This window comes from Variovorax sp. Varisp46, from assembly GCF_059491885.1.
The window spans coordinates 1257290-1281830 of the sequence record NZ_CP168515.1 but is presented as its reverse complement, the minus strand read 5'-3'; the positions used below and the strand labels follow the sequence as shown (position 1 = coordinate 1281830).

Below are 24541 nucleotides of genomic sequence, written 5' to 3'. Positions count from 1 at the left end.
GTTCAAACCCCCCGCGCCGCGCGCTGGATCGCGTTGATGACGCGCTTGTACGTCCCGCATCGGCAGATGTTCGTCTGCATGTGTTCGACGATCTGCTCGCGAGTCGGATTCCTGTTCTTTGCGAGCAGCGCTGCCGCGCTCATGATCTGACCCGACTGGCAATAGCCGCACTGCGGTACGTTCTCGGCGATCCAGGCCTTTTGAAGCGGGTGACTGCGGTCGGTCGAAAGACCTTCGACCGTCGTGACCGACTTGCCGCTGATTTCGGTCACCGGCGTCTGGCAGGAGAACGCCCTGTCACCGTTGACGTGGACCATGCAAGCTCCACACAGCCCCGCCCCGCATCCGAACTTGGTGCCCGTCAGCTTCAGGTGTTCACGAATGACCCAGAGCAAACGGGTATTGCCGGACGTTTCGACTTTCACGGCGTTGCCGTTCAACTTGAATTCAATCAATTCCTGTCTCCTGGTTGGGCCGTGCAAACGCGAGGCACCCTGTGGGCATCGTCGTCATCTGTAGTCTATGAACAGGCTGAAAATCTTCATAGAAGATCGAACCGATAGGCACTATTTTTTCGGCAGATGCCAAGCCGTCGTTCACGCTCAGCGTGCAGGCCTGCGCCCCTCGTAGGCGTCCTGCAGCAGGTGCAGGACCGCATCGCGATCCAGCGGGCGAGGATTGGGATACTGATCCTGCATCGCGATATCCGCAGCCTTCGCCAGATCGTCCCGCTTCATTCCGATTTCACGCAGCGCCACGGGTGCGCCGTTGTGTGCAGCCAGGTCGAAGACCGCCTGCGCGGCGCTCGATCCACCCATTGCACGGGCAATTCGCGACATCGCCTCCGAAGCAGCGGCCGCGTTGTACGCCAGCGCGTGCGGCAGCACGATCGTGTGCGTGTCCGCATGCGGCAGGTTGAAGCTGCCGCCCAGCGTGTGGCAAAGCTTGTGATGCAGCGCCATCCCGACGTTCCCGAGCACCGTCCCGCACAGCCAGGCCCCGTAGAGGGCGCGTGAGCGTGCCTCGATGTCCGATGGCTTTGCCTTGATCGTGGGAAGGCTGCGCGCCAGCGCTGCTATGCCGTCCTGCGCCATCAGGTCCATGATCGGATTGCCGTCCACGGCGTACAGGCCCTCCGCAGCGTGAGCGATCGCGTTGATGCCGCTGGTGATGCTCAAGCCGGCGGGCAAACTCAGTGTGAGCTCCGGGTCGTAAAGCACGGTCCGTGGCAGCACCCTGGGGTCGCGGCCGGTTTTCTTCAGGCCCGCTTCCGTGATGCCGTAGATCGGCGTCACCTCGCTGCCCGCATACGTCGTGGGGATCGCGATGATCGGCAGCCCGGAATCGAGCGCGATCGCCTTGCCGAGCCCGATCGTGGACCCGCCGCCGATGGCGACGGCGCAATCGGCGCCGAGGGAACGAGCCACCCTGCGGGCTTCCTGCGCGGTCTCTCTCGGAACGTGCATCACCGCGCGATCGAACACCCCGGCCGCGACCGGGCCGAGAAGCGCCGCCACCCGTTCCGCGGACCTGCGCTGCTCGGGCGTCGCCAGCACAAGCGCGCGATGCCCGCCGAGACGATCGATCTCGGCCGAGAGACCTCGAAGCGAGCCGGCCCCGAAGACGACACGCGACGTCTGCGCTGAATAGACAAAAGCCTTCACGATGCACCTCCTGCCAATGGCATGCCCACGAGCCCCTCCAGTTCCGCATGGCCGGCCGGAAACTCGTGCTCCAGTTCGATCCGCCCGGCACGATAGAGGCCGTCGAAGACATGGGTGTCCGCCTGGCGGGAAAGCTGCAGATGATCTTGCGCACGCGGCCCGCCTTGAGCAACGCTGCCAGTCCGGTGTCGCCGTTGGCCGCGTTGTCGTACGACGGTGAGGTCACGCGCGCCATGCTCGATCAATCCCTCGATCAGTTCGTCGGGATTGCCGGCCGTGCTGAAGCCGCCGACCAGCACCGTGGCTCCGTCACGGATGCCTAGCAAGGCATGCGCGATCGATGTCGCGATCTTGTCGATCATTGGGAGCCTCCCCTCTCGTCGTCACGTCTTGTAGTCCACCTGGTGGCGGGCAATCCGCATGTCGCCGAGCGCTGCCTTGACGCGAAGGTGCTCGGGATGCGTGGCGTACGCCTCCAGCGCCCGTTGCGACTCGAATTCGCTGTAGAGGACCACGTCGCACGCATAGTCGACACGGCTGGTATCCACCCCGATCTCGAGCTTCAGCATTCCGGGGATGCGGCCACGCAGGCTCAGGAATGCAGATTTGAGAAGCTCGATATTGCAGAACCGCTGCTGCGCGTCCTCGCCGCGGACGTTCCACATCACGATGTGCCGGATCATGCGCGTGGCCCCTTCGGGTTCAAGACGAAGTCATACTCCAACAGGAAGGAACCATCGGCCTGGCGCACCCAGTCGCAGACCAGGGACTCGCGCACGGCGAACACCGCGTCCGAATCGAGGTATTCACTGTCGCTGCGGAAAACGTGGGTGATGAGCGTCTCATATCCCGGCGCTTCCACCATGAAGTGCAGATGGGCCGGCCGCCACGGATGCCGCCGGCTCGCCCGCAACATCTCGCCGACGGGACCGTCTTGCGGGATGGCATACGGCACGGCAACGATAGTGCGGAAGTGGAAACGCCCCTCGTGGTCGGCGGTCAGGATGCCGCGCGCCTGCGCATGGTCGAGGCCGGTGTGCTGGACGTCATAGAGGCCGTCGTCGTCGGACTGCCACACGTCGAGCTTCGCGCCAGCGAGGGTTTCGCCCGAGAGGCTGCGTACCGTACCGCGCACGAGGCAAGGAACCCCCTTCGCGCCGTTGGAGATGTCGGCGCCCAGCTCGTAGCGCGGCGCGCCTTTGACGTGGAAGGGTCCGAACACCGTCGACTCGGTGCAGCCGGCCGGCTTCTGGTTGTTCATGGCCACCGTGAGCATCGACAGCCCCAGCACGTCCGACAGCAGGATGAATTCCTGGCGCTTGCCGTCGGTGATGTGTCCCACGCGAGTGAGGTAGTCGATGCCCTTGAACCATTCGTCCTCCGTGAGGATCACGTCACGCGCGAATGCGTGCAAATGATGCACCAGGCTCGTGAGGATTTCCTTGAGCCGTAGGTCAGGGGTGCCGGCAAACCGCGCAACCACGGCCTCGGTAATGTTGTCTTCGTTCAGGTTGCGCATGCCGAAGCTCCGCCGCAGTGATTGACTTCAGGAGTGGCCGGAGACGCGGCGCAGAACCGCCTCGGCGTTCGATGCATCCGCACCGCGCCAGGCCACGACGTGATCGGGACGGATCAGCGCGAGAGGCGCCTCGTAGAGCTCACGAAGCCCGCCCACATCGTGCGCCACCAGCTTGAGGTCGAGCCCGAGCTCACGCGCCGCGTCGACGAACTGCGACGCATCGGGTGGCTGGGGGCCCAATGCAAGCAGTGTCCACTCGCGATGGAAGCAGTCGTACAGCGAACGCCCGTCATCGAGCCATGCATGCGGGGGGCGGCCGCCCGGACATGCGGTGGCCTGGTATTCGTTCGCCCTGTCGGGCGGCGGATGCGTGCCGTCGCCCACGATCACCGCCGAGCCGTCGTAGCGCGCCCCGAACGTCACACCGGGAATGTTGAATTCGAGACGGACATGCGCGTTCAGGCGCTGGGCGGCCTCGGCTCGCAGACGTTGGCCTTCTGCGCTTTCCTCTTCCAGGCGGGGCGCGGCCGGGAACAGACCGACCGAGTCCGCGAAGCCGCGGGCAAAGGCGGTATTGCGCTGCGCCACCGGCCGCCGCTCCGCGTCATAGCTGTTCAGCAGCGATGGCGCAGCACGCCCCTGGATGACATGGGCCAGTTTCCATCCGAGGTTGACCGCGTCGTCGACCGCCGTGTTGTAGCCCAGCCCGCCTGTGGGCGTGAACAGGTGCGCCGCATCGCCACCGATGAACACACGCCCCAGCTGGAACGACTGCGCCACCAGCGCATGGCCGGCGAGCCAGCTCCCGCAAGACAGCACCTCGCAGTCGATCTCGCGTCCGAGCGCCTCGGCGAACACACGGCGCGCGTCGGCCTCGGTCCAGTTCGTGGGGTCTTCGCCGTCATGGATGGCCGCATGGAAGGCGAACTCCCCCCGGCCGTCCACGGACGCCATGAAGGCACGCCGCTGCGGATTGAAGGACACGTACATCCACGAGCGCGCGTGAGGGAGCACGTCATAGAAGTGTGGTGCGCGCAGGTACACGGCGAACATCAGCCCGCCCATGAATGCCCGGCGGATGCCAGTCTCGCCGCTCCACTCGATGCCCAGCGCCTGACGCACGCCGCTTCGGGCCCCGTCGGCGCCGATCAGGTATTTCGCGCGAACCTCCTGCGTGACGCCCCCGTTCACCGGCTCGATGGTGGCCGACACATGGTCGCCGCAATCCTCGAAGCGTACCAGGCGCCATCCGTAGCGGATGTCATTGCTTGCGTGCGCCTGCGCATGACGGCGGAGGATCGCCTCGACGAATTTCTGCGACACGCGGTGCGGCAGTTCGGCCGCACTCCAGGAGCCACCCATCTCCCGGATACGCGCCACCGCCTTCTGTGCCGTGGGCAGCGAAAGGCGCGCCAGCTCATGGCCGGTGTAGCGTGTGAAGTAGGCAATGTCGGTGGGGTGATCGGTCGGCAGCCCCTCGGCACGCACCTCGGCCGCGAACCCGAGCCGCCTGAAGTGTTCCATGGTGCGGGCTTGTGTTGCGTTGGCCTGCGGGTTGAAGGCCGTGCCGGGCTTGGGATCCACCAGCAGCAGGCGGATGCCCCTCGGGCCGAGTTCGTTGGCGAGCATGAGGCCGCAGGGGCCGCCGCCGGCGACCAGGACATCGGTTTCGATCATGTGATGCACGCAGATTGGAATATCACTGGGACTCGTCGCTCAGCCGGGTCGCAGGACCGTACGGCGTCGGCTCGCCGGCTTCGTTGTAGAGGCGCCGCAGGCCTTCGAACATCTTGCTGGGGCCGCGCCCATCGCGGTCGTCAGGCATTTCCATCTTCCTGGACTTCAGGAGTTCGAGCACCTTGAAGTTCGCATAGAGCGCGTCGTACACCGGAAAGCTGGCGGCCAAGATGCCCGGGTCTGTCTGGTGCGTCAGAAACACCCCTTCGGCGAAGGCGAGCAATCCCACCGCAGTTTGCCCGGCGTGGTCGTCCGCCGGCGGCCTGTAGCCCTCGAGCACATAAGCCACGCCTGCCTCAATGACTTCGGCAATCCGATCCAGCGCGGGATCGACGAGCTCGTACTTGCGCATCACCTTGGCGAAGGTCGGTCCGTCGTGGTCGTGCGGTCCCAACTCGGCGCCGGGAATCGCAAAGCCGATCGCCTCAGGAGGCGCCAGGTGCTCTTCCTTCCAGGGCACGAAAACGAACTCGGCGTCCGGATCGATGAATCGCACGATCAGCCACGGCGTGGCCACGCGGTCGAGGTGGAGGTTCTGGCGTGTCACCCACTTCATTGCTCTTTGTCTCCGGTCAGGCCGCTCGAAACCAGTCGGTTCTCGAGTTCGCCGATTTTTTCGATCCAGAGCTTCACGGTCTGGCCGGGCTTGAGAAACTCGCGGCGCGGAGCGCCGACGCCGGCAGGCGTGCCAGTGAGAATAAGGTCGCCGGGATGCAAGGTCACACGCGACGAAATCGCGGCGACCTGCTCCGCCACGCTGAAGATCATCTGGCGCGTATTCGAATCCTGCTTGAGTTCATCGTTCACCCAGAGCTTCAACCCCAGATCCTGTGGATCGCCGATTTCCGACGCCGGCGCGATCCAGGGCCCGATGGGGCAGGAGCCGTCGAAGGACTTGTGCGGGAGCCAGTCGAAGCGAAAAGGGTTGCCGGGGGGTATCGCCTCCCTCGCCATCGAGTCGCGCGCTGAGAGATCATTGGCAATGGTGTACCCCGCCACGTAGTCCAGCGCGTCATCGACCGAAACGTTGCTCGTCGTGCGTCCGATCACGGCAACAAGTTCGATCTCCCAATCCACGGCATTCGAGAATGCGGGCAGGGCAATTGCGACGCCGGGACCCCGGATGATGCTGCGTGAGCCCTTGAACAGGTGCCAGGGCCGCTCGCCCTGTTCCTTCAAAGTCGGGCCTTCCGGCAGGTTCTGCGCACGCTCCATCTCGCGAACGTGGTCGTAGTAGTTGGCCCCCGCGCAATAGACCGCGCCCGGTTGGAGAAGAGGCGCCAGCATCTGAATCTGCACAACAGGTGTTCCGGAAGATTTCGCATCGCCCTTGCCGATGCGAACCGCAATGGATTCCAGCATCGGCCGTGCACGCTGCCAATCCTGCAGCAGGTCCATCGTCGAAGCAAACCGCTTCTCGCCGGCTTCCAGCACAATGTCGTAGCAGAGACCGTTGACCAGAAGGCCGGCACGCGGCTCCTCGTCCTTCAGGAAATTCAGAATCATGTAGCTCATGGCTTGATTGGCGTCAAAGCTTAGGCATCGGTCTTTGGAGCGCCGGAGTCATCGAAACGATCGCCGAAATCGAACAAGTCCTCGGCCTGGATTCCGTCGTAATACTGGAACTCCCACCAGTTGTGGTCACGGTCTTCCAGATAGAAGGAATAGCAACCGTGCTGCTTGACGGCGTCGAAGATCTGGCGGATGCCGTACGTATCCTTCACTTCGTTCGCGGCCTTCCAGATGCGGTCGACCTCTTCCGGGCTGCCGACGTCAATGCCCCAGTGGTTGTCGACATGGCACGGGTGCAGCTTGTCGCCCGACTCGAGGCAGACGATGTGGAACTTCATGCCGCAACGGATGACCATTGAGGTCTTGCCGTGGCGCGCGCATTCGAAGCCGAGAAACTCTTCATAGAACCTGCGCGACTCCTTCAGGCTGAAGCACTCCAGTGTTCCGTGCGACAGGTATTCCGGGTTGACGATCGAATGCGGGTTCGGGTTGGGAGCAAGCGCGTCTTTGATTCGCATGGGTGTCTCCAGTGATGGGGTTGGGGGACGGATGAGGCCGATCGTCAGGCGGCGCTCGCGACGTCGGCAGCGCTCAGGAACGCATCGCCGAAGAATTCGTTCTCCGGCAATCGCGCATCGGAGATGAAATCCCGGGCGGCCGCGGCGACCATCGCAGGGGAACCGCACGCGTAGACCTGGTGCCCCGAAAGGTCCGGCAAGTCCCGCAGGACCGCGTGCTGGACGTACCCCGTGGCGCCGGTCCAGCCGTCTTCGCGCCGCGCCCTGGACAGCACGGGGACGTACGTCAACGGAAGTTGTTGCTCGAAGCCGCGCATGAGATCCTCGGCGTAGAAGTCCTCATGACGGCGGCCACCCCAGTAGAGGCGCATCGGTCTGTCGATCTTCTTCATCGCGGCGTACCTGAGCATCGACAGGAAGGGCGAAATGCCAGTTCCTGTGGCGACGAGGACGACGGGTTTCGTGCTCTTCTCCCGCAGGTAGAACGTTCCGAGCGGACCTCGGACTCGCAGCAGTTCCCCCTCCTTGAGCGTCGAGAAGACGCGGTCGGTAAAAAGCCCGCCGGGGCTGTGCCGGACGTGAAGCTCCAGCGCGATCACGCCTTCGGCCGCAGGCTCGCTTGCGATCGAATAACTCCTCGCCTGCCCGTCGGGCAGCATGACGTCGACATGCTGCCCGGGGGCGAAGAGCAGGTTCTCGTTCATCGGCAACCGGAGGTCGACGATGGCCACGTCTTGCCTGACGCGCCGGATGCGCTTGACGCGGCACGGGATGACCCGGGGTGCGACCTGGGCCAGGTCCAGTTCGGCGACTTCGATCTCGAGATCGCCGAGCGGTTTCGCCCTGCAAAGCAACGCAAAACCACGCTGCTTGTCTTTTTCGGTCAGATAGGCGGCGTGGACGTTGCCATAGTCGACCTCGCCCTTCAGGACGAGCGCACGGCACGTTCCACAGGAGCCGGCACGGCAGTTGTACGGCATGGCCATGCCCGCGGCCATGCCCGCGTCGAGAACCGTCGCCCCGGGGGGAACGTCATAGACGTTGCCGCTCGGCCGCAGGGTGACCTTGAAGGCCGCGTCCGTCATCGACGTGCTCACGCGCCTGCCGGGACCTGCGCGAGACGGGGCATCAGGCGCAACGCGTTGTTCCGCTCGATGTCGCAGATGTCCTCCTGCGACAAGCCTTGGGCGCGCAACTCCTCCACGGCCACCGCGGGCGACCAGTAGGGGAAATCGCTGCCGAACAGCAAGTGCGGAATGTCGGCGACGGAACGCAGGGCTTGGAACGCGGCCGACGTGTTGATGCTCACGACGTCGTAGTAAAGCTGCTTAAGTTCATGCATCGCGCCGTTCGGCACGTTCCTGGCCAGTTCCTTGCGCGCCGTCATGATGCGCGCGATCCGTCCCGCGAGCATGGGAAGCGTGCCGCCGCCGTGCGAGAAGATGAAGCGGATGTCCGGGCAGCGTGAGAGCGTACCGCTGGTGAGCAGGCTCGCGATCGCGCGAGTCGTATCGAACGGAAATTCGATGATCGCGGGCGGCAGGTTCGTGGAATGGTTGACGCAGCACGTGGCCGCCGTCGGGTGGAAGTAGACGACGGCCTTGCGCCGGTTCAACTCGTCGAACACCGGCGCGATCCGGGGGTCGCCGGGCAGGACGTCGCCGTAGTTCGTCACCAGTCCAAAGCCATCGACGCCCAGCACATCGAGCGCGTAGGAGATCTCCGCGAGGCTGTCGTCCACGTTCGGTAGCGGCAGCGTCGCGAATACGCCGAAGCGGCCCTTGTGATCGCCCGCCATCTGCGCCGCGAACTCGTTGCAGTCGCGCGCCAACGCCCGCGTCGCATCTGCATCTCCGAACCAGATGCCGGGGGTCGAAATCGACGTGACTGCAGTTGCGATGCCGTTGGCATCCATTGCATCGAGGGCCTGTCGCGGCGTCCACTTCGTCAGGTTCGTGGTGTGACCGGGTGCGGCCGCGACGATCCGGTCACTGGCGTGCGCGAGGTACTTGGGCGGAAAGATGTGGTGATGTGTATCGATGCGGTGGGGTTTGCCCTCGCATCCGCAGCTGCTGCTGTATTTCAGTTTGTCCATCGACCAAGTCTATGAAGACCCCCCAAATCTGCATAGACAATTCTGGCGATATGAACTATTTTTCGAGCAGATGGAAAAGACACAATTCGATCTCAACCTGCTCACCGTCATTGTTGCCGTCGCGAACACGAAGAGCGTGACGCGCGCGGCAGCGGATCTGCGAATGAGCCAACCCGGCCTGAGTACCGCCCTGGTGCGCATCCGCCGTTGCTTTGGTGACCCGATCTTCGTTCGCACCGGCTCAGGGATGGAGCCGACCGCGCGAGGCGAGCTGATCATCTCGGAGGCACGGGAGGTGCTGAATCGCGTCAACCAGCGGATCCTGACCGCTCCCGATTTCAGCCCCGCCGAAGCCCGGACGGAGTTCCGCTTTGCGATGACGGAAATCGCGCAGACACAGTTTCTCCCCCGCATCCTGGAGTCGCTCGAGCACCTTGCCCCCAATTCGACTGTGTACGCGGGGGTCTATGACCATGCGGAACTCGAGCCCATGCTTGAGAGCGGGAAGTTCGACATCGCCATCGGCCACTTGCCGGACCTGGGCGGCAGCAACATCTTCCAGCAACAGCTCTTCATGCATAGACCCTGCTGCGTGCTTCGGGAGGGGCATCCGGCCGCCACGAATCTGACGAAAGAAGAGTTTTGCCGCCTCAATCACGTGGTGGTACAGACGCCGATCCACAGCCAGGAGGTCCTGGAGCAATATTTCGCGCGTCATCGAATCGTCCGCAAGATCAAGATGCGCACGACGCACTTCATGACGCTGCCACCCATCCTCGCCGCATCCGACATGATCGCCACGGTGCCCCACGGGCTCGGCGTGGCGTTCGCATCGACCGGCAAGATCGTTGCAGTCGCGCACCCGTTCTCGATTCCTCGCTACAGCATCTGCCAGTTCTGGCACAGACGCTTCGACAAGGATCCGCGGATCGTCTGGCTGCGTATCCTGATCGCCAAGCTGTTCGGGCAGGGGTCCGGTTTCCGGGACGCAATCGATTGATGGTTCGCGTGTGCGCCCGTGCGGTGCTACGCCCCAGCGCTCTCTCTGCGAACCGTGTTCTGCAGCAGGCCGACTCCTTCGATTTCAATCTCGACCTTGTCGCCGTCGCGCATCCACAGCGGTGGGTTCCGCTTCGCACCGACGCCTCCTGGCGTACCGGTCGCAATGACGTCGCCTGGCTGCAAAGTGATGAAGGTTGACACGTAAGCCAAGATTTCTGGTATCGGAAATATCATCTGCGACGTACGCGCCTGCTGCACCACCTGGCCGTTGAGACGGGTCTGCAGTTTCAAGTCAGGGTTGGGCCCGGCTTCGTCGAGCGTCACGAGGTGAGGCCCGAATGCTCCGGTCCGAGGGAAGTTTTTGCCTGGAGTGAACTGGCGTGAGTGATGCTGCCAGTCACGAACGCTGGCTTCGTTGAAGCAGGCAAAGCCGAATACATGAGCCCAGGCGTCTGCCTCGGCGATCCGCCGCCCCGCCCGGCCAATGACGACTGCCAATTCGCCTTCATAGTCAAACTGGTCGGATTCGCGGGGCATCAGGAGCGCTTCGCCTGCCGCCTGCAGAGACTCGGCGGTGCGCAAAAAAATCGAAGGGTGTTCGGTGGGGTCGCGCTGGGTTTCGCGGCGATGCTCCTCGTAATTGTGGCCCACACACACCACCGTGCGAGGCTGGGGAATCACCGGAAGCATGCGAACCTCGTTCGGCTGCCAATCAGCGGGCGCATCGTCAAGACCGGCGCACAGCATCGACGCATTGCCAGTTGCGATGAGGGCCTGCAGGTCGGGTGCCTGCGGCAGGCGACGTGCTAAATCGACAATGCCGATATCGAGCAACAGGCCATAGGATGCCATGCCATCGGGGGTGGTGTAGCTGAGAAATCGCATAAGTGCCTACCTTGGAAAGGCGACGAGCCCGTCGTCCATTTGAGGAGAATGTTGAAAGGATGAAAGTGAGGCGCCGTGATCGCCCCTCTGGCTAATCTGTTCGGTTCTAGGAGCGCATGATTGCTACGCCCCACTGGTTCAGCGTCTGAGGGCGGTGAGGCCACACGCCGGACGGACGATCCGCAACGCAAACCTCCAGATCTGAAGAAACCTCGCCCATGTTGCCGTCGGGATCCTTGACCATGAGGAAGTTGTCGTTTCCCGGTCCATGTCGGCCGATGCCCCACGCCAGGTCCACCCCGACGCTTGCCATGTAATCTGCCCAGTCACGCAACTCCGACCATCCGTCCGCCTCGCAGCTGAAATGATCGAAACGGATGACCGGCGCACGAAAGAGCGCCAGGGAATGGTGCTCTTTGTCCGTGCGCAGGAATACAGCCGTGACATCGCCCGCGGCGTCTCGCACTTCGTCGGAAAGTACGAAGCCCAATTTCTTCATGTAGAAATCTGCTAGCAGCGTGAGGGCCGGCGTGCGCAATCCCAGATGCTGCAGACGCGCGCGCAGTCTGTCGTCCGACTGCGCTGGCGCAACCTTGGATGACTTGACGCCAGGCGCCGAGAAGCGGACACGTCGACCTTCCGGATCCTGCACTGCATAGTTTTCGTCCGAGTGATCGAGAACAGTTAGCTCGCTCTCGAAAATTCGCTGCCGATGCCGATCGAAGAGCTCCCTGCTTGCGAAGGTGAAGGCTGCCTCGTGCAATTGAGCGGCAGGACCGGGACGAATGACGAGTCGCCGGCCAGGGGCCTCGCAGAGGATGCTTCCGTTCGCCTGTTGCGTCACCGCGAGTCGAAATGTCGATTCGTAGAACGAAGCAAGCGCCGAGGGATTGGTGCTGCATAGTTCAATTCTGGCCAGCGATGCCCCGATTTCCGTGGCAGCGTTCAATGAGGTGCTCGTCATGTTTGCTCGCCTATGCAAAAAATCCTATCCAGGTGATGACGCCCTTGAGGGTCGAGACTTGTTCTTAGACGCCTATAGCGCGTCACGACTTGGGCGGGCTTTCGGGTTGCAGGCGCTGAACCCGGATCATTGCCTCCATGATTTCCCTCTCTTCCTGCACCCGCTGCTGCAGGCCTTCGGGCGCCGTTCCGACAGCCTGCCACCCTTGCTGAAACAGCCGTTGACGCGTCTCGGGGCTGCGCATGATGCGCGAGACCTCCTGGCCGAGTCTTTGGCGCGCCGCTGCCGAAAGCTTTGCCGGACCCACCAGCGCAGTCCAGACCTCGAGGGCGTAGTCGCGTACGCCGAAGTCTGTCAAAGGAGCGATCGAAGGCGCCAGCAAGCTGCGGCCGCTTGTCAGGCCGATTGCCTGCAACTTACCGGATTGGATGTGCGGCAACACAACCCCGGGCGGCATGAGTGCCAACTGGATCTGGTCGCCCAGAATCGCCGTGACGACTTGCGGATTGCCGCTGTAGGGGATGTGCACCGCCTCAAAGCCCGGCATCTTCGACTTGAGCAATTCCATGCCCAGATGCGCCACCGACCCCGTGCCGACCGAGCCGTAGTTCCAGGCCTTACCTCGCTTGCGCGCCTCTGCGAAGAAGGCCGCTCCGCTGGGCTGTCCCGCTGGCGTGACCAACACCAGAGGAGCTGTCGTGAGCAACGACAAGTATGTGAAGTCCCCAGCTGGATCGTACGGGAGAGCGGGAAACAGCATCTTGGCTGAGGTGAGATTGCCGTTGATCACCACACCCAGCGTGTGATCGTCAGAGCTCTTGGCGATCTGAGTCGCGGCGATGTTGCCCGCTGCCCCGGCCTTGTTGTCGACCACTACCGGTTGGCCGAGCGCGGCAGCGAGAGGCTCGGAGAGTGCTCGGGCAGCCATGTCTGGCGTGGAGCCTCCAGGAAAGCCCACCAGCAAACGGATCGGCCGTTGGGGCCATGTGGCGCTGGTCTGTGCGAGTGCGGGAACCGTCATAACGCCGGCGGCGGCCGTGGCTCCCAGAATAAGTCGTCTGCGCTGCATGGCAGTCTTAGCCTTTTTCTGTTCTCACGATGGGAGGAGAAGGCGGCGTATCGGTGCGCCCCAACCAGGCGCCGTTTGCCTCCAGACGCGCTTGAAGATCGGCAACTCGCAGATCGCGCGGGCGCACGGCTTGCCGCAGCGCAAGCGCAGCCGCAGTGCCGGCGGCCTGGCCCATGACGAAACAGCCTCCGGAAACGCGCGCGGCTGACTGACCCATGTGCGTCATGGAGGCGCAACGGCCGGCCATCAGCAGGTTGTCCACCTTCAGTGGAAGCAACATGCGGTACGGCAAGTGGTTGAAACCGCGGCTGCCCGGGATGTCCTGGAACTTGAAGTTGACGTTGCCTGCCAGGTGCTCTTCGACCATCCAGCCGTTGACGCCGATGGTGTCGTCGAAGTTCGCGCACTCGAGAACGTCCGCCTCCGTCAACTGGTACTCGCCGAGGACGCGCCGCGTCTCGCGGATTCCCACCTGGGGTGCGATGTCCAGGATGTATGCCTTCTCGAATCCGGGCGCTGCTTCCCGCAGGAAGCCGATGAAGTCGGCGATCTGCCTGCGGCCGTCCAGTTCCGCGGCGCTCAACTGGCGCGCATCGGTGCCGTCGACGGGCCCTCCGTCGGGCCGGGCGAGCTGGGTTACGTTGGCTCGCCACTCCACCGGATTCTTCTGCGGCCGGATGATGGGCGCCTTGCGGGCGAATTTGCGGCCGCGGGCTTCGGCCTCTTCCATCAATCGCCCGAAGTGGTTGTATGCGTCACCAGCCCGCACGGGGTCGACGTTGTTGACGCGGAACAAGGTAGACGGGTACATCATCTCGTGGCCATCGGCGCCCTTTTCGAACGGCGCGCCGGCATAGGCACACAGATCGCCGTCCCCCGAGCAGTCGATGAACACCCGCCCCAGCACTGCCTGGCGGCCCGACTTGGTTTCGATCAGCACGGCGCTGATCTCGCCGTTCTCGCGCATCAGGACACCAGTGGCAAGAGCGTGGAAGAGCACTTCCGCACCGCTGGCCACCACGGCCTGATCGGCGGCGATCTTAAGGGAGGCGTTGTCGTAGGCTTGAGCTGCGGTCTTGCCGGCGAACATCACGTGCGGCGTGCTGAGCCCGTCGATCGCGCGCATGCGGTCGAGAATGTCGTCAGCCACCCCATGCACGACCTGGCGCAGTTCGCCGTACACGTTCGCATGCAGGCCGCAAAAGTTGGTCACTCCGGCCGCCGTCCCCATACCGCCGAGAAATCCATAGGACTCCAGCAGCAGAGTGCGTTGGCCGCCCTTGGCTGCGGAGATCGCGGCTGCGATCCCTGCGGGACCGCCGCCCAGCACCACCACGTCGTATTCACCGAATACCGGTGTCTGACGGGCTGGCTCCAGTACATGGCTGGCAGGTGGGTGGAATGCTGTCATGAAGTCTCCTGGTGGTCTATCGCAATCGTGAGAAAAGAGGCATGGCAGTGATGCCTTTTAGTCAGGCAGCACACCTGAATCCAATGTGATGATGGCCAGCCGACGGCCTTCGGGAATATGTCGTGCGGCTCCAGCTCACAAGCCGGTCGGCCGAGTTGTTGAACGTTGCGTCGCCGCCCCGTACGACGCGCTCATCGGCAGCCGTCGGGTTCTCGCGTCCGTCATTCGCGCGGTAGGGATACGGGCGGTCAAGGGAGCTGGTCCACTCCGACAGGTTCCCGGCCATGTCCAGGAGTCCGTCTGGGGTGGCCCCTTGCGGGCGGCTGGCTACACGCTGCGCACCTCCGGAGGTGTTCATCGCCGCCAGCAATGGCGTGGGTGCCGCCGAACCCCACGGGAAAGGGCGTGCATCCTTGCCACGAGCGGCTGCTTCCCACTCCGCTTCCGAGGGAAGTCGGGCGCCGCGCCAGCGGCAGTAGGCGAATGCTCCCGCCCAGGTCACCTCGGTCACCGGATGCTCGTCGAATCCCTCGTTGGGCGCAAAGCGTCCGTTGCGAACGCCGATCCGGACGTCTTCGTCATTCAATTGAATGATGGGATAGGAGCCGGAGGTGAGAAGCACAGCGCTGAACGCTGTAGGCAATTGAGATGCGACGACACTGCCGCCGGGCGCCGTACCCGAAGGTTTGACCGGCAGCATATTGAGGTACTCGGCAAATTGGCCGTTCGTGACTTCGGTCCGATCGATGCGAAATTCGCTGAGTTCGACCCGGTGCTCGGGCATCGCAACTGCGCTGGCAAAGGGGTGCGTGGCCGGCGCTCCTATGTCGTATGTGCCACCGGCGATGGTCACCATGTCGCTCTGCTGGCGCGCGGACAGGGGCGCAAGCTCGGCGCGAAACGGCGCGGCTGAAGGAAAGGTGGGGGGCGGCACCACTGCGACCTGAGCGCTGGCCCCAATGGCCCATGACGCGGCGACCAGCGATGCGCAATTCGAGATTCCGGCGCTCAGAATGAATTTGGGGCGACGTCTGAGGCGGTCGCTTGCGGTCAATAGTGCTGTCATGACGCTTCCGAGGGAGCTATGTCTTGTGCGGGTCGAGGCGCTGCATCTCTGAAGGTGAGATCCCCGTCGGTCACTGCGTCAGGCTCTCCGGCGGCCGTCGAGGCTGAAAGCGCCGGCGCCGAAGGCGGCAAGTGCCAGCAGGCCGGCGACGATGCCGACGTTCTTGCTGAAGGCCTGCTTCTGCAGCATCTGCTGCGCCTCGGGCATGGCCCAGAAGTTGTGAAACAGCGGAGTGATCACGGCGACGAAGATCGCCATGCCCAGTGCGGCCCAGCGCGCCTTCCAGCCGACGAGCAGCAACAGCCCGAGTCCGAGCTCTGCCGCGATCGCGATCGCGGCACAGACCTCGGGCAGTGGAATGCCCTTGGATGCGATGCTCCCGGCGGTGCCCGCGAAGCCGACGAGCTTCGCCCAGCCGGAGGGCGCGAAGACCCAGGCGAGCAGCACGCGCGCCAGCAGGACCATTGCGTCCTGCGCCGGCGTCAGCGCATCGGCAACGGCAGCCGGCGCATAGCCCGGCCGGGAGGGAGTCGGGGTAGTCATCAAGGCACTCCTTTTCGGTGGAATGTGATGATGCGACGATTGCAGATCGAGAACAATCTGCCAAAATGCGAAGACTGCATACGCACATCGAGAACAATCTTGGACACTTTGGCCAACTACCGGGCGTTTCTGGCGGTAGCTCGCACAGGCACGTTTGCTGCGGCCGCCCGGGAGCTTGGTGTAGTGCCCTCCGTGGTGACCAAGAGAGTGAGCCAGGTCGAGTGGCTCCTTAAGGCTCCGCTTCTGGAACGTACGACTCGCCGGGTCAGCCTGACTGCTGCCGGCCGCCAAGTTTTGCCCGCCTTGCAGCGCGCCATTGCCGACCTCGATGGCGTGATGGCGGACGTGCGGGGGGCTGCGCCCCATTTACAAGGCCACATCCGCGTGAAGGTTCCGACCTCACTGGGCGTTTTGCACCTTGGCGAGTTGCTCCACGCCTTTCAGTACAACCACCCACTCATCAGCCTGGAAGTCATTGCGCTAGATCGAGTAGTCAACCCCGTGGACGAAGGGTTCGACGTCGTTTTGACCCTATTGCCGAATACATTTAGCGATGTGGCAGAAGAGCCCTTGTGCGCCATCGCACGGAGGCTCTGCGCCTCACCCGCCTACTTGGCGCGCAAGGGCGCTCCGGCACATCCCAAAGACCTCGTAGACCACGACACTTTGAACTTCATTCCGACGGGTAACCCTTGGGTGTTCCTCGGACCGACAGGCGAAGTAAAGATGCAGTTGCAGCCACGCTTCACTTCGAACGATGTTCAACTTGTTTGCGGTGCAGCAATTGCAGGCAACGGCATTGCTCCGTTAGCTGCATATTTGGCGGTGCCAGAGATAGCGCGCGGCGCGCTGCAGCAGGTCCTGCCAAGCTATCCACTCGCGGAACTCTGGCTCAAGGCACTGGTGCCAAGCAGCCGCGCATCTGTCGCTCGAGTGCAAGCTCTTCTGAACTGGTTACGGCAAGCGCTGGCTCCCAGCCCCTTATGGACCACGTTCCAGTAGACGCTGCGCTTCGCGCAATTAGCTCAACCTGACATTGCCAAGCTGCCCGCCAAGGTCGAGCGTCGATTGGAGGATCCCGCAGAGCGCCCGCATCCGGTGCTCCGTAAAGCGGTCCTAGAAGCTCTGGTTGCAGGGACCGATTCCGTGCTCCGCGCTGAAGCGTCCCCGAAAGTCCTGAACCACGGACGACGTTTAGGTGAACCCCTCCGTCGCCAAGATGCCCGAAGTCGCACAGCTGGGCGTCGGTAACGGTCATCAGGACCAGGTCCTGAGCACGACCTCGGAATGCAGCGAAGGCCGATCTGGGTACCGAAATGTCGAAGGCCGCCATGCGCCCCAGCGCCTGCACGGACTCGCTGACGCTGTGGCGTATTCGCCAGAGTTGTTCGGGCTTGTGAACGACAGCATCGAGGATCCGGACTCGAGGTGGGCTTCCATCCAGTCCAGCAGTAGTGGCTCGAGTTCGACGCCCGTTCCGGGCGTCATCGTGCTCGACAGTTCCACGAGGACAGCGTACTCCGGCGTCGTTGCAAAGACGCTGGTGCCGAGGTGCCGCGACGCTGCCTTCAGCGCGCCGCACGACAGGCCTTCGAAGGCGCCCACGAAGTTGCCGAGGTCGGCCTCCAGTGCGCAAGCGAGATCAACGGCCGCCGCCACGGAAGCGACGGCCACGCGCGGATATCGGGCCGGGACCCGGCTTTCAGGACGCGATTGATAGATGGTTCGCGGCCGCGCCCGCGCGGCGCTATGTGCTTTGCACGATCCTCAGAAGAATGCCGGCAAGCGCAGCCGGTTCGCTCACCATAGGATCGTGCCCCGTCGAGAGTTCCGCGACCCGCCAAGGCGCACCCCAGAACGCCGGGTCACGAACCCTTTTCCGGCTCACATCGATGGTTGCAAGTGCTGGCGATGTACAGGCAATGTATGTCCGCTGCACCGACCCGACACGCACCGGATCGAAACTCAGCTCGGCTGTATAGGTGCGGCCGGGATGCGGCACCTGCCTACGCTTGACCCAGTCGTACTGCGCGCCGGCAAGTCCATACACCGATGGATCGGGAGGCGGGAAACTGTAGTCGCGTGACGCCTCTGAGGCACTGATTCGCGCTTCGCGCGTGGCGGGCGCATGCGTGCTGCTCCAGGTTTCGCCGGGCAGCGGAACCATGGCGTCGATGTAGACCAGATGTTCGAGACGCTGTGGCATGCGATCCGCGATTGCCGTCCCGATCATGCCCGCGAACGAGTGCACCACGAGCATTGGTCGCGTCATCTCTTCGGCCTCCATCGCGTTGACAACATCGGAGATCATGGTTTCCAACGTGATCGCGGGCGACATCAGATGCGCTCTGTCGCCCAGGCCCGTGAGCGTGACGGCATGCGCCCGGTGACCGGCGGCCAGGAGATGGGGCACCACGTCGCGCCAGCACCACCCGCCGTGCCATGCACCGTGAACGAGGAGGAAGTCGGCCATGAGATTGCTCCTGACTATTGCAGCTTGCTGCCGCGCGCTAGATCGCTTCGCCGTTACGGACTTGGGCGGAGACGCGCGCGGGTCGGCACCGCCCGATCAGGGCAGCGGCGCTGCGACACCGGAGGCCGAAAACGAATGGCTTGCGGCGGCGATCGATCTGGACTCGGCCTTCTTCGCGGCCCGATCGGCCGCGGCAACGACCGAGATGGATGTTGAACCTGCGTCGCAAAGCGTATGCGGTCAACTAACCACGCCCTTGTTGAGTGAATGATGAGCTGTGAGGCTGCGTGTCCATGTAGAGCAACATGGACATGTAGAAATGACAGAGCAGTACGCAGAGTTGAGAAGCCGGTTGGTTGTGGGACGCAAGAGTGACGGTCGCGGCGTCTACGACGAAGCTGCCAAGAAGGAATTGATCATTGCCTGCCTCAAGCCGGGAGTGTCGGTGGCACGCATGGCGATGGAGCACGGTGTCAACACAAACCTTCTGAGGACGTGGATCACGGCTTACCAGCGGCGAAGTGCCCAGGTGCCGACAGGTGACATCGCGCGAACGCACGATGCAGCATTCGTTGCTGTACACGTCGAGGGTGAGCAAGATCTGCCTCATCGCGAGTGTGCAGTGGCTGCGCCCGCGATGGCCCACGCACCTGCTACGGCAGTGGCGGTGATCCCGGATGACAGCCCCTTGGCGGCGGCACCGATCCCGATGGTCGGTTTGCAGGTGCGGCTGCCCAACGGCGTGCAGCTCGATCTGGGCGAGATGAGCTTGCAAGAATTGCCGACGCTGGTGCAGATGTTGAGCCGACTGCCATGTTCCGCTTCGACGAAGGGCTGAAGGTCTACCTGCACCGCGAGCCGGTGGACTTCCGGCTGAGCATCAACGGCCTGGCGGTGCTGGTGGAGCAGGCCCTGGGCCTGGACCCGTTCGCCTCGTGCGCGTACGTGTTCAGCAACCGCCGGCGCGACCGGGTGAAGATCCTGGGCTGGGAGCGCAACGGCTTCTGGCTGTTGCTCAAGCGTCTCGAGAAGGACAGGTTCGTCTGGCCCTCGGCCGAGGCGGTTCCCACGCTGACGGCCGAGCAGCTGCACTGGCTGCTCGAGGGCATCGACATCGCGGTGGTGCAACGCCACTCCCGACTGCGCTATGCCAGCGTGGCTTGAGGTTTGACGGAACAATGATGGGGCATGTCGATCCAAGCGGGCGTGTCGCCACCAGCCGCCCCTGCCACCATCACCGCTGAAGAACTCGCCGCGCTCATTGCCGAGCGCGATGCGCTGGCCGGCGCGCTGCGGGTGGCGACCACCGAGCGGGACCTCGCCCTGGAGCGGTTGAAGGCGCTGCAGCGCCAGCTCTTCGCCGCCAAGAGCGAAGCCCGTGGCACCGATCAGAAGGACCTGTTCCTGAACGAGGCCGAGGCACTCGCGCCCACCGATCTGACGCCGCAGGCCGAGGTCGAAGACATCGACGAAGAGGAATCGACGCCGGTCGCCGGGCACCAGCGCAAGAAGCGTGGACGCAAGCCGCTGGACCCCGCGCTGCCGCGCGAGATCGTGCGCCACGAGCTGCCCGAGGCCGAGCGTGTGTGCGCCCATGACGGGCACGCGCTGGTGGAGATCGGCGCCGAGGTCAGCGAGCAGATGGACGTCATCCCCGAGCAGGTGCGTGTGCTGCAGCACCACCGCATCAAGTACGCCTGTCCCTGCTGCGACCAGAGCCTGAAGCTTGCACGGGCGCCGGCGCGCATCATCCCGCGAGGCCTCCTCACCGAAGAGGCCCAGGCCTGGGTCATCACCGGCAAGTACCAGTTCGGCATGCCGTTGTACCGCACGGCCGTATTGCTGCGCCGCTTCGGCGGCGACATCGCGAGCAACACGCTGGCTGCGGGCATCGTGCGCATCGGCCAGGCCGTGCAGCCGGTCATCAACCTGCTGCGCGATCACTTGCTGGACTCGGATCTGATCTATGGCGACGAGACCCACGTCCAGGTACTGAAGGAGCCTGGGCGCAAGGCACAGACGAAGAGTTTTATGTGGGCGCAGATGAATGGCACGGGTCCACCGGTGCGATTGTTCGCCTATGCGCCGGGGCGCGGTGCCGTGCACGCCGAGAAGCTGTATGCCGGCATCCGCCCTGGCACCACGCTCATCACTGACGGCTACGAGGTCTACAACGGGATCGCGAAGGCCGGCGGCCTCACGCATCTCGGATGCTGGGTCCACGCGCGCCGACCGCTGATCAAGGCCGAGGAAGCCATCCCGAAGGCGGCTCGCTCACCGGATCAGCTCGCGACCCGGTTCGTGCGGCTGATTGGCAAGCTGTACCGTGCGGAGGCCTTGGCCAGGGATTGGACGCCCGCGCGTCGGTTGCGGATGCGCTCGCGCTACAGCGCCGCGGTCGTGCGCGAGATCGAGCGACTGCTGCTGACGCACCTGCACAGTGTTGCGCCGTCGAGCCTGCTGGGCGAGGCACTGCACTACCTGCACGGGCAGTGGCCCAAGCTCGTGCGGTTCCTGGAAAACGGCGCTTGGCCGCTGGACTCCAACCCGGTGGAGAACGCGATCCGGCCCTTCGTCGTCGGAAGGCGCAGTTGGTTGTTCGCCGACACCGTGGGCGGCGCGAACGCCAGTGCCAATCTTTATTCGCTCATCGAGACCGCCAAGGCCAACAACATCGAGCCCTACCGCTACCTCGTCGCGCTGTTCAAGAAGCTGCCGCTGGCGCAGACTGCCGACGACTACGAGGCGCTGCTGCCCTGGAACATCGAGCTCGTCGAACCATAGACCTCTGCGCGCGCATCGATTCCGGCGCCGAGCGCAAGGGCGTGGTTTATTGAGCGCTTACCGCAAAGCAGCCCAGGACGTAATGCCAGACCGTCTCGAAATGCTCGATGAATGCGCGGAGAGTTGGCTTACTCACCGAGTGGTTTCGATCAGCGGCACATTTGGCCAAGGCCTGCTTCCTCTTGAGGTTGGATCAATCAGTTGGTGAACCTCGCCCTGAGTAGCAATGAACTATGCGGGATCGATCAACATTTTGGTTTAGTCTAAGAGGCACTCGTAGATCTGAATATATGGCTCGGACAATATGATCTATTTTTTTTGCAGATGGAACGCGGCGTGCAGAAGAGAGGCGCACAACGCTGCGACAAGAGCATCCAGGAAGCGTCAACGATTTGCCCGCAGGCCCGCAACGAGAGGACCTGGAGCGCCAGACGACGGCAGCTCGAACAAGATCTTCTTGAAGAACCACCGAGCAGTTCATACAAGCCGTGGACTCCTACATCCATTGGTACAACGAAGAGCGGATCAAGATCTCCCTTGGCTCTTTCAGCCCCATCGACTACCAAGAGAGCATTGGACTTACGGCATAAGACCAGTTTTTATGCGCCCCCTTGCCGCTCACGATTGCACTGTCGCTAACAAGGAGCGCAATGATTGCTTTCCACGGTGCTGCTCCCGCCCGCGCAATGCGCAGCTCATCGTCGACCTATGAGAGATTCGTAGCCCGCTCATCCATCTGCAAAAAAGATACTCCGTATTGGCAGCATTGCCTATGAAGATTTTGCTTTGATTCATAGACTGTGCCGACTCAAGAGCGGAGACAACCAAAGTGATCGAGTTCAAACTGAACGGCAACCCCGTTAAGGTCGAAAGTCGAGGTGAGACGCGTTTGCTTTGGGTCATCCGGGAGCACTTGAAGCTGACGGGCACCAAGTTCGGGTGCGGGGCGGGGCTGTGTGGAGCTTGCATGGTCCACGTCAACGGTGACAGGGCGTTCTCCTGCCAGACGCCGGTGACCGAAGTCAGCGGCAAGTCAGTGACGACGATCGAAGGTCTTTCGCCCGACCGCAGTCACCCGCTTCAAAAGGCCTGGATCGCCGAAAACGTACCGCAGTGCGGCTATTGCCAGTCGGGGCAGATCATGAGTGCGGCAGCGCTACTCGCAAAGAACAGGAATCCGACTCGCGAGCAAATCGTCGAACACATGCAGACGAATATCTGCCGATGCGGGACGTACAAGCGCATCATCACCGCGATCCAGCGCGCGGCAACAGAGGGCTGAACTATGCGATCCAATAGCCGCCTAGTGCCCGCGCAAAAAGGCATCGGACTCCATCAATTCCTCGCTCAGAGTGCCAGCCTCACGTTCGCATTGTCTTTCGGGGGAGGTGTTGCTGCGGCACCGTCCGGCGCTGCTGCCCAATCCGCCGAGAACTCGATGTCCGGCAGATCGAATCACGGCGAAATGGAGGCTCGACGCGCTGCGAACCCCGACATCCTCATGACAGCAGTGCGCACGGAACGCAAACGAAGGGACCGAGGAATGATCCGGAAAATGGCAGTGGCACTGATGGTCACGATCTCTACGAGCGGCGCTCTGGCGCAGGACATTCAGAAGGGTGAGCGCTCATTTCAGAAGTGCGTGGCTTGTCACGCGATCGGGCCGAACGCCGAGAACAAGCTCGGCCCGCAGCTCAATGGACTCGATGGGCGCGCCGCAGGGGCCGTGCGTAATTTCAGCTATTCCGATGCCGTCAAGAAAGCTGGAATCGTGTGGACCGAAGAAAGCTTCAGGGTATTCATGAGAGATCCGGCGGGAAGGATGCCGGGCAACAAGATGACGTTCTCGGGTATCAAGTCCGACCAAGAGAGTAGTGATCTATGGGCCTATCTCAAGCGGTTCAGCGCAGAAGGCAGCTCGAAGTGATGCGCCGCGATTGTGCGCTGCGCTCGCTTTCCGACTGAAGCGCCTTGCCATGAAAACACAGGAGACAACAAATGAAAGCTCGCGCCTCTATCCCGCTCCGGAACACTGACTTACGAGGAGCGTTGAGCCGCAGGGATACCTTGGCATCGATGCTCTCGGCAATACTCTTCGCGGTCGCCGTGCGGCCTGGCAGTGCATATGCGGCAAGCGATTACCCCAATAAGCCGATCAAGCTCATTGTCGATAGCACGCCGGGCGGACTTACAGACCTGCTGGCACGGATCGCCGGCGACAGGGTGGCCAGGAGCTTGGGCACGCCCCTCGTCGTTGACAACAAGGCCGGGGCTAATGGGCGCTTGGCACAAGACTCCCTGATCAGGTCTCCAGCTGACGGTTATACGTTGCTGTTCTGTTCCAACGGGAGTCTCTTCTCCACGCCATTCCTCGACAAGGGTTCGGCCATCGATCCGGTCGTGGAAATGCAAGGGGTATTTGGTGCAGGAGACGCACCTCACCTCTTGGTCGTCTCAGGATCCCTTCCCGTCAAGACATTGACCGACTTCATCGCATATGCCAAGGCAAATCCCAGAGCCATTTTCTACGGCTCGGCCGGGACCGGAAGCATCCCGCACATCTCAATGAGCCACTTGGCCTTTCTGGCGGGAATCCAGGCCGAGCACGTGCCGTACAAGGGATTGGCTCCCGCCGTTTCCGACCTGCTTGCGGGGCAACTGCAGGCAATGGTAACGAGTCTCGGCACCGTCCGCTCGTACCTCAAGAGTGGGCAATTGAAGGCCCTGGCCGTAGCGGCAAAGAAACGGCTCGCGAGTCTCCCAGAGGTTCCGACTTCCACAGAGGCTGGTCTCGCAGCATGGCAAATGTCCACCTGGTTCGGTGTGTTTGCCCCCAAGCAAACAGGCAAGAACGTTCTGCTCCGCTTGAACTCGGCCCTTGAGGCGGCCTTTGAAGACCAGGGTGTGAAACAAAAGTTGCTCGAGTTGGGAGTGGAGCCCATGGCAGGTTCACTTGAATCGTTTGCTCAGCGAGTACGCGACGACCATGCCGCCTATGCCAGGATCATCAAGGGATCAGGAGTGAAGCTCGAATAGCCCATTCCAACTTCACGCGCGAACTCTGATCCGCGCGAAACGCTGGCTGGCGTGCCGATGACGAGGACCTATTCCTCGAACTTGCGACGGCGTCGACTTATGGAACGGCGCCATCGGAACAATGAATCGCCGTATCGAAAACGGTCATCGGGCACGCACCGCTGCTCGGAAGGCCTTCTTTGGCTGTTCGCTTTTTCTTAGTTCACTCTTATGGAGACAATGATGAGGACAACTATGCTTACGGCCGAGGAGATTGCTCGGGA

At 62.9% G+C, this 24541-nt stretch carries 29 protein-coding genes and 1 pseudogene; 10 read left to right on the top strand and 20 right to left on the bottom strand.

Annotation, left to right across the window (positions count from 1 at the left end):
* Nucleotides 1-2: 2 nt before the first annotated feature.
* The 11 genes from ACEN9N_RS06070 to ACEN9N_RS06020 form a co-directional block, all read right to left on the bottom strand.
* A complete protein-coding gene (locus ACEN9N_RS06070) occupies nt 3-452 on the bottom strand; it encodes a (2Fe-2S)-binding protein (protein ID WP_495656355.1) in 450 nt (149 codons plus the stop codon).
* A gap of 150 nt (nt 453-602) precedes the next feature.
* Entirely contained in the window at nt 603-1664 is a 1062-nt protein-coding gene (locus ACEN9N_RS06065; RefSeq protein ID WP_495655603.1) for a maleylacetate reductase, read from the bottom strand.
* Complete coding sequence (locus ACEN9N_RS06060; RefSeq protein WP_495655602.1) at nt 1661-2026, bottom strand: CoA-transferase; 366 nt, start codon at nt 2024-2026, stop codon at nt 1661-1663. Before ACEN9N_RS06060 ends, ACEN9N_RS06065 begins: the two co-directional genes overlap by 4 nt.
* Nucleotides 2027-2047: 21 nt before the next feature.
* The gene (locus tag ACEN9N_RS06055) at nt 2048-2347 is read right to left on the bottom strand and encodes a Dabb family protein (RefSeq protein ID WP_495655601.1); all 300 of its coding nucleotides are present in this window, start codon (nt 2345-2347) and stop codon (nt 2048-2050) included.
* Nucleotides 2344-3183, bottom strand: a complete 840-nt coding sequence (locus ACEN9N_RS06050) for an intradiol ring-cleavage dioxygenase (RefSeq protein WP_495655600.1) — start codon at nt 3181-3183, stop codon at nt 2344-2346. Before ACEN9N_RS06050 ends, ACEN9N_RS06055 begins: the two co-directional genes overlap by 4 nt.
* A 27-nt stretch (nt 3184-3210) precedes the next feature.
* Nucleotides 3211-4860, bottom strand: a complete 1650-nt coding sequence (locus tag ACEN9N_RS06045; RefSeq protein WP_495655599.1) for an FAD-dependent oxidoreductase — start codon at nt 4858-4860, stop codon at nt 3211-3213.
* Between the two features lie 22 nt (nt 4861-4882).
* Nucleotides 4883-5476 carry a chromate resistance protein ChrB domain-containing protein gene (locus tag ACEN9N_RS06040; RefSeq protein ID WP_495655598.1) on the bottom strand — a complete coding sequence of 198 codons (594 nt, stop codon included), beginning with the start codon at nt 5474-5476 and terminating at the stop codon, nt 4883-4885.
* The gene (locus ACEN9N_RS06035; RefSeq protein WP_495655597.1) at nt 5473-6435 is read right to left on the bottom strand and encodes a fumarylacetoacetate hydrolase family protein; all 963 of its coding nucleotides are present in this window, start codon (nt 6433-6435) and stop codon (nt 5473-5475) included. The genes ACEN9N_RS06040 and ACEN9N_RS06035 overlap by 4 nt, the downstream gene beginning before the upstream one ends.
* A gap of 20 nt (nt 6436-6455) precedes the next feature.
* Nucleotides 6456-6950, bottom strand: a complete 495-nt coding sequence (locus ACEN9N_RS06030) for a VOC family protein (RefSeq protein ID WP_495655596.1) — start codon at nt 6948-6950, stop codon at nt 6456-6458.
* Nucleotides 6951-6994: 44 nt separating this feature from the next.
* On the bottom strand, nt 6995-8035 hold the full coding sequence (locus ACEN9N_RS06025; protein ID WP_495655595.1) for a CDP-6-deoxy-delta-3,4-glucoseen reductase: 1041 nt from the start codon (nt 8033-8035) through the stop codon (nt 6995-6997).
* Nucleotides 8036-8043: 8 nt separating this feature from the next.
* Entirely contained in the window at nt 8044-9045 is a 1002-nt protein-coding gene (locus ACEN9N_RS06020) for an amidohydrolase family protein (protein WP_495655594.1), read from the bottom strand.
* A 70-nt stretch (nt 9046-9115) separates the two neighbouring features.
* Between ACEN9N_RS06020 and ACEN9N_RS06015 the strand changes: the two genes are divergently transcribed.
* Nucleotides 9116-10045 (top strand): LysR family transcriptional regulator, encoded by a 930-nt coding sequence (locus tag ACEN9N_RS06015; protein WP_495655593.1) that lies wholly within the window; start codon nt 9116-9118, stop codon nt 10043-10045.
* 26 nt (nt 10046-10071) lie between these two features.
* On the opposite strand, the gene ACEN9N_RS06010 is transcribed toward ACEN9N_RS06015, so the two are convergent.
* The 6 genes from ACEN9N_RS06010 to ACEN9N_RS05985 form a co-directional block, all read right to left on the bottom strand.
* Nucleotides 10072-10932 (bottom strand): fumarylacetoacetate hydrolase family protein, encoded by an 861-nt coding sequence (locus ACEN9N_RS06010; protein WP_495655592.1) that lies wholly within the window; start codon nt 10930-10932, stop codon nt 10072-10074.
* 106 nt (nt 10933-11038) lie between these two features.
* Nucleotides 11039-11896, bottom strand: a complete 858-nt coding sequence (locus ACEN9N_RS06005) for a VOC family protein (protein WP_495655591.1) — start codon at nt 11894-11896, stop codon at nt 11039-11041.
* Nucleotides 11897-11978: 82 nt separating this feature from the next.
* Complete coding sequence (locus ACEN9N_RS06000) at nt 11979-12965, bottom strand: Bug family tripartite tricarboxylate transporter substrate binding protein (RefSeq protein WP_495655590.1); 987 nt, start codon at nt 12963-12965, stop codon at nt 11979-11981.
* A 7-nt stretch (nt 12966-12972) separates the two neighbouring features.
* Entirely contained in the window at nt 12973-14376 is a 1404-nt protein-coding gene (locus ACEN9N_RS05995; protein ID WP_495655589.1) for an FAD-dependent oxidoreductase, read from the bottom strand.
* Between the two features lie 61 nt (nt 14377-14437).
* Complete coding sequence (locus tag ACEN9N_RS05990; RefSeq protein WP_495655588.1) at nt 14438-15442, bottom strand: formylglycine-generating enzyme family protein; 1005 nt, start codon at nt 15440-15442, stop codon at nt 14438-14440.
* Nucleotides 15443-15520: 78 nt separating this feature from the next.
* The gene (locus ACEN9N_RS05985) at nt 15521-15985 is read right to left on the bottom strand and encodes a DoxX family protein (RefSeq protein WP_495655587.1); all 465 of its coding nucleotides are present in this window, start codon (nt 15983-15985) and stop codon (nt 15521-15523) included.
* 99 nt (nt 15986-16084) lie between these two features.
* On the opposite strand from ACEN9N_RS05985, the gene ACEN9N_RS05980 reads away from it, so the two are divergent.
* A complete protein-coding gene (locus tag ACEN9N_RS05980; RefSeq protein WP_495655586.1) occupies nt 16085-16987 on the top strand; it encodes a LysR family transcriptional regulator in 903 nt (300 codons plus the stop codon).
* Here the strand turns inward: ACEN9N_RS05980 and ACEN9N_RS05975 are convergent.
* The 3 genes from ACEN9N_RS05975 to ACEN9N_RS05965 all read right to left on the bottom strand — a co-directional run bounded on the left by ACEN9N_RS05975 (nt 16878) and on the right by ACEN9N_RS05965 (nt 18458).
* Entirely contained in the window at nt 16878-17318 is a 441-nt protein-coding gene (locus ACEN9N_RS05975; RefSeq protein ID WP_495655585.1) for an FAD-linked oxidase C-terminal domain-containing protein, read from the bottom strand. The two genes, ACEN9N_RS05980 and ACEN9N_RS05975, sit on opposite strands and share 110 nt — an antisense overlap.
* Complete coding sequence (locus ACEN9N_RS05970) at nt 17243-17659, bottom strand: hypothetical protein (RefSeq protein ID WP_495655584.1); 417 nt, start codon at nt 17657-17659, stop codon at nt 17243-17245. Before ACEN9N_RS05970 ends, ACEN9N_RS05975 begins: the two co-directional genes overlap by 76 nt.
* Nucleotides 17660-17732: 73 nt before the next feature.
* A complete protein-coding gene (locus ACEN9N_RS05965) occupies nt 17733-18458 on the bottom strand; it encodes an alpha/beta fold hydrolase (protein ID WP_495655583.1) in 726 nt (241 codons plus the stop codon).
* Between ACEN9N_RS05965 and ACEN9N_RS05960 the strand changes: the two genes are divergently transcribed.
* From ACEN9N_RS05960 to ACEN9N_RS05925, 8 genes and pseudogenes are all read left to right on the top strand, one after another.
* Nucleotides 18457-18729, top strand: a complete 273-nt coding sequence (locus ACEN9N_RS05960; RefSeq protein WP_495655582.1) for a hypothetical protein — start codon at nt 18457-18459, stop codon at nt 18727-18729. The two genes, ACEN9N_RS05965 and ACEN9N_RS05960, sit on opposite strands and share 2 nt — an antisense overlap.
* Nucleotides 18730-18777: 48 nt before the next feature.
* The gene (locus ACEN9N_RS05955) at nt 18778-19296 is read left to right on the top strand and encodes a transposase (protein ID WP_495655581.1); all 519 of its coding nucleotides are present in this window, start codon (nt 18778-18780) and stop codon (nt 19294-19296) included.
* Complete coding sequence (tnpB, locus tag ACEN9N_RS05950; RefSeq protein WP_495655580.1) at nt 19272-19622, top strand: IS66 family insertion sequence element accessory protein TnpB; 351 nt, start codon at nt 19272-19274, stop codon at nt 19620-19622. The genes ACEN9N_RS05955 and tnpB overlap by 25 nt, the downstream gene beginning before the upstream one ends.
* Nucleotides 19623-19646: 24 nt before the next feature.
* Nucleotides 19647-21242, top strand: a complete 1596-nt coding sequence (tnpC, locus tag ACEN9N_RS05945; protein WP_495655579.1) for an IS66 family transposase — start codon at nt 19647-19649, stop codon at nt 21240-21242.
* 464 nt (nt 21243-21706) lie between these two features.
* A pseudogene (locus ACEN9N_RS05940) lies at nt 21707-21832 on the top strand (IS3 family transposase); the annotation flags it as partial.
* A 242-nt stretch (nt 21833-22074) separates the two neighbouring features.
* Nucleotides 22075-22524: a (2Fe-2S)-binding protein gene (locus tag ACEN9N_RS05935; protein ID WP_495656354.1), complete on the top strand. Its 450-nt coding sequence runs from the start codon at nt 22075-22077 to the stop codon at nt 22522-22524.
* 273 nt (nt 22525-22797) lie between these two features.
* A complete protein-coding gene (locus ACEN9N_RS05930; RefSeq protein ID WP_495655578.1) occupies nt 22798-23169 on the top strand; it encodes a c-type cytochrome in 372 nt (123 codons plus the stop codon).
* A 71-nt stretch (nt 23170-23240) separates the two neighbouring features.
* Nucleotides 23241-24278, top strand: a complete 1038-nt coding sequence (locus ACEN9N_RS05925; protein ID WP_495655577.1) for a Bug family tripartite tricarboxylate transporter substrate binding protein — start codon at nt 23241-23243, stop codon at nt 24276-24278.
* The last annotated feature ends 263 nt before the right edge of the window (nt 24279-24541 follow it).

Bases quoted from the DNA above. Each gene is read 5' to 3' on its own strand.
- ACEN9N_RS06060 (WP_495655602.1), bottom strand. From the start codon at position 2,026: ATGATCGACAAGATCGCGACATCGATCGCGCATGCCTTGCTAGGCATC.
- ACEN9N_RS06055 (WP_495655601.1), bottom strand. From the start codon at position 2,347: ATGATCCGGCACATCGTGATGTGGAACGTCCGCGGCGAGGACGCGCAG.
- ACEN9N_RS06050 (WP_495655600.1), bottom strand. From the start codon at position 3,183: ATGCGCAACCTGAACGAAGACAACATTACCGAGGCCGTGGTTGCGCGG.
- ACEN9N_RS06045 (WP_495655599.1), bottom strand. From the start codon at position 4,860: ATGATCGAAACCGATGTCCTGGTCGCCGGCGGCGGCCCCTGCGGCCTC.
- ACEN9N_RS06040 (WP_495655598.1), bottom strand. From the start codon at position 5,476: ATGAAGTGGGTGACACGCCAGAACCTCCACCTCGACCGCGTGGCCACG.
- ACEN9N_RS06035 (WP_495655597.1), bottom strand. From the start codon at position 6,435: ATGAGCTACATGATTCTGAATTTCCTGAAGGACGAGGAGCCGCGTGCC.
- ACEN9N_RS06030 (WP_495655596.1), bottom strand. From the start codon at position 6,950: ATGCGAATCAAAGACGCGCTTGCTCCCAACCCGAACCCGCATTCGATC.
- ACEN9N_RS06025 (WP_495655595.1), bottom strand. From the start codon at position 8,035: ATGACGGACGCGGCCTTCAAGGTCACCCTGCGGCCGAGCGGCAACGTC.
- ACEN9N_RS06020 (WP_495655594.1), bottom strand. From the start codon at position 9,045: ATGGACAAACTGAAATACAGCAGCAGCTGCGGATGCGAGGGCAAACCC.
- ACEN9N_RS06015 (WP_495655593.1), top strand. From the start codon at position 9,116: ATGGAAAAGACACAATTCGATCTCAACCTGCTCACCGTCATTGTTGCC.
- ACEN9N_RS06010 (WP_495655592.1), bottom strand. From the start codon at position 10,932: ATGCGATTTCTCAGCTACACCACCCCCGATGGCATGGCATCCTATGGC.
- ACEN9N_RS06005 (WP_495655591.1), bottom strand. From the start codon at position 11,896: ATGACGAGCACCTCATTGAACGCTGCCACGGAAATCGGGGCATCGCTG.
- ACEN9N_RS06000 (WP_495655590.1), bottom strand. From the start codon at position 12,965: ATGCAGCGCAGACGACTTATTCTGGGAGCCACGGCCGCCGCCGGCGTT.
- ACEN9N_RS05995 (WP_495655589.1), bottom strand. From the start codon at position 14,376: ATGACAGCATTCCACCCACCTGCCAGCCATGTACTGGAGCCAGCCCGT.
- ACEN9N_RS05990 (WP_495655588.1), bottom strand. From the start codon at position 15,442: ATGACAGCACTATTGACCGCAAGCGACCGCCTCAGACGTCGCCCCAAA.
- ACEN9N_RS05985 (WP_495655587.1), bottom strand. From the start codon at position 15,985: ATGACTACCCCGACTCCCTCCCGGCCGGGCTATGCGCCGGCTGCCGTT.
- ACEN9N_RS05975 (WP_495655585.1), bottom strand. From the start codon at position 17,318: ATGGCGGCCTTCGACATTTCGGTACCCAGATCGGCCTTCGCTGCATTC.
- ACEN9N_RS05960 (WP_495655582.1), top strand. From the start codon at position 18,457: ATGAGATTGCTCCTGACTATTGCAGCTTGCTGCCGCGCGCTAGATCGC.
- ACEN9N_RS05965 (WP_495655583.1), bottom strand. From the start codon at position 18,458: ATGGCCGACTTCCTCCTCGTTCACGGTGCATGGCACGGCGGGTGGTGC.
- ACEN9N_RS05955 (WP_495655581.1), top strand. From the start codon at position 18,778: ATGACAGAGCAGTACGCAGAGTTGAGAAGCCGGTTGGTTGTGGGACGC.
- tnpB (WP_495655580.1), top strand. From the start codon at position 19,272: ATGTTCCGCTTCGACGAAGGGCTGAAGGTCTACCTGCACCGCGAGCCG.
- tnpC (WP_495655579.1), top strand. From the start codon at position 19,647: ATGTCGATCCAAGCGGGCGTGTCGCCACCAGCCGCCCCTGCCACCATC.
- ACEN9N_RS05930 (WP_495655578.1), top strand. From the start codon at position 22,798: ATGGCAGTGGCACTGATGGTCACGATCTCTACGAGCGGCGCTCTGGCG.
- ACEN9N_RS05925 (WP_495655577.1), top strand. From the start codon at position 23,241: ATGAAAGCTCGCGCCTCTATCCCGCTCCGGAACACTGACTTACGAGGA.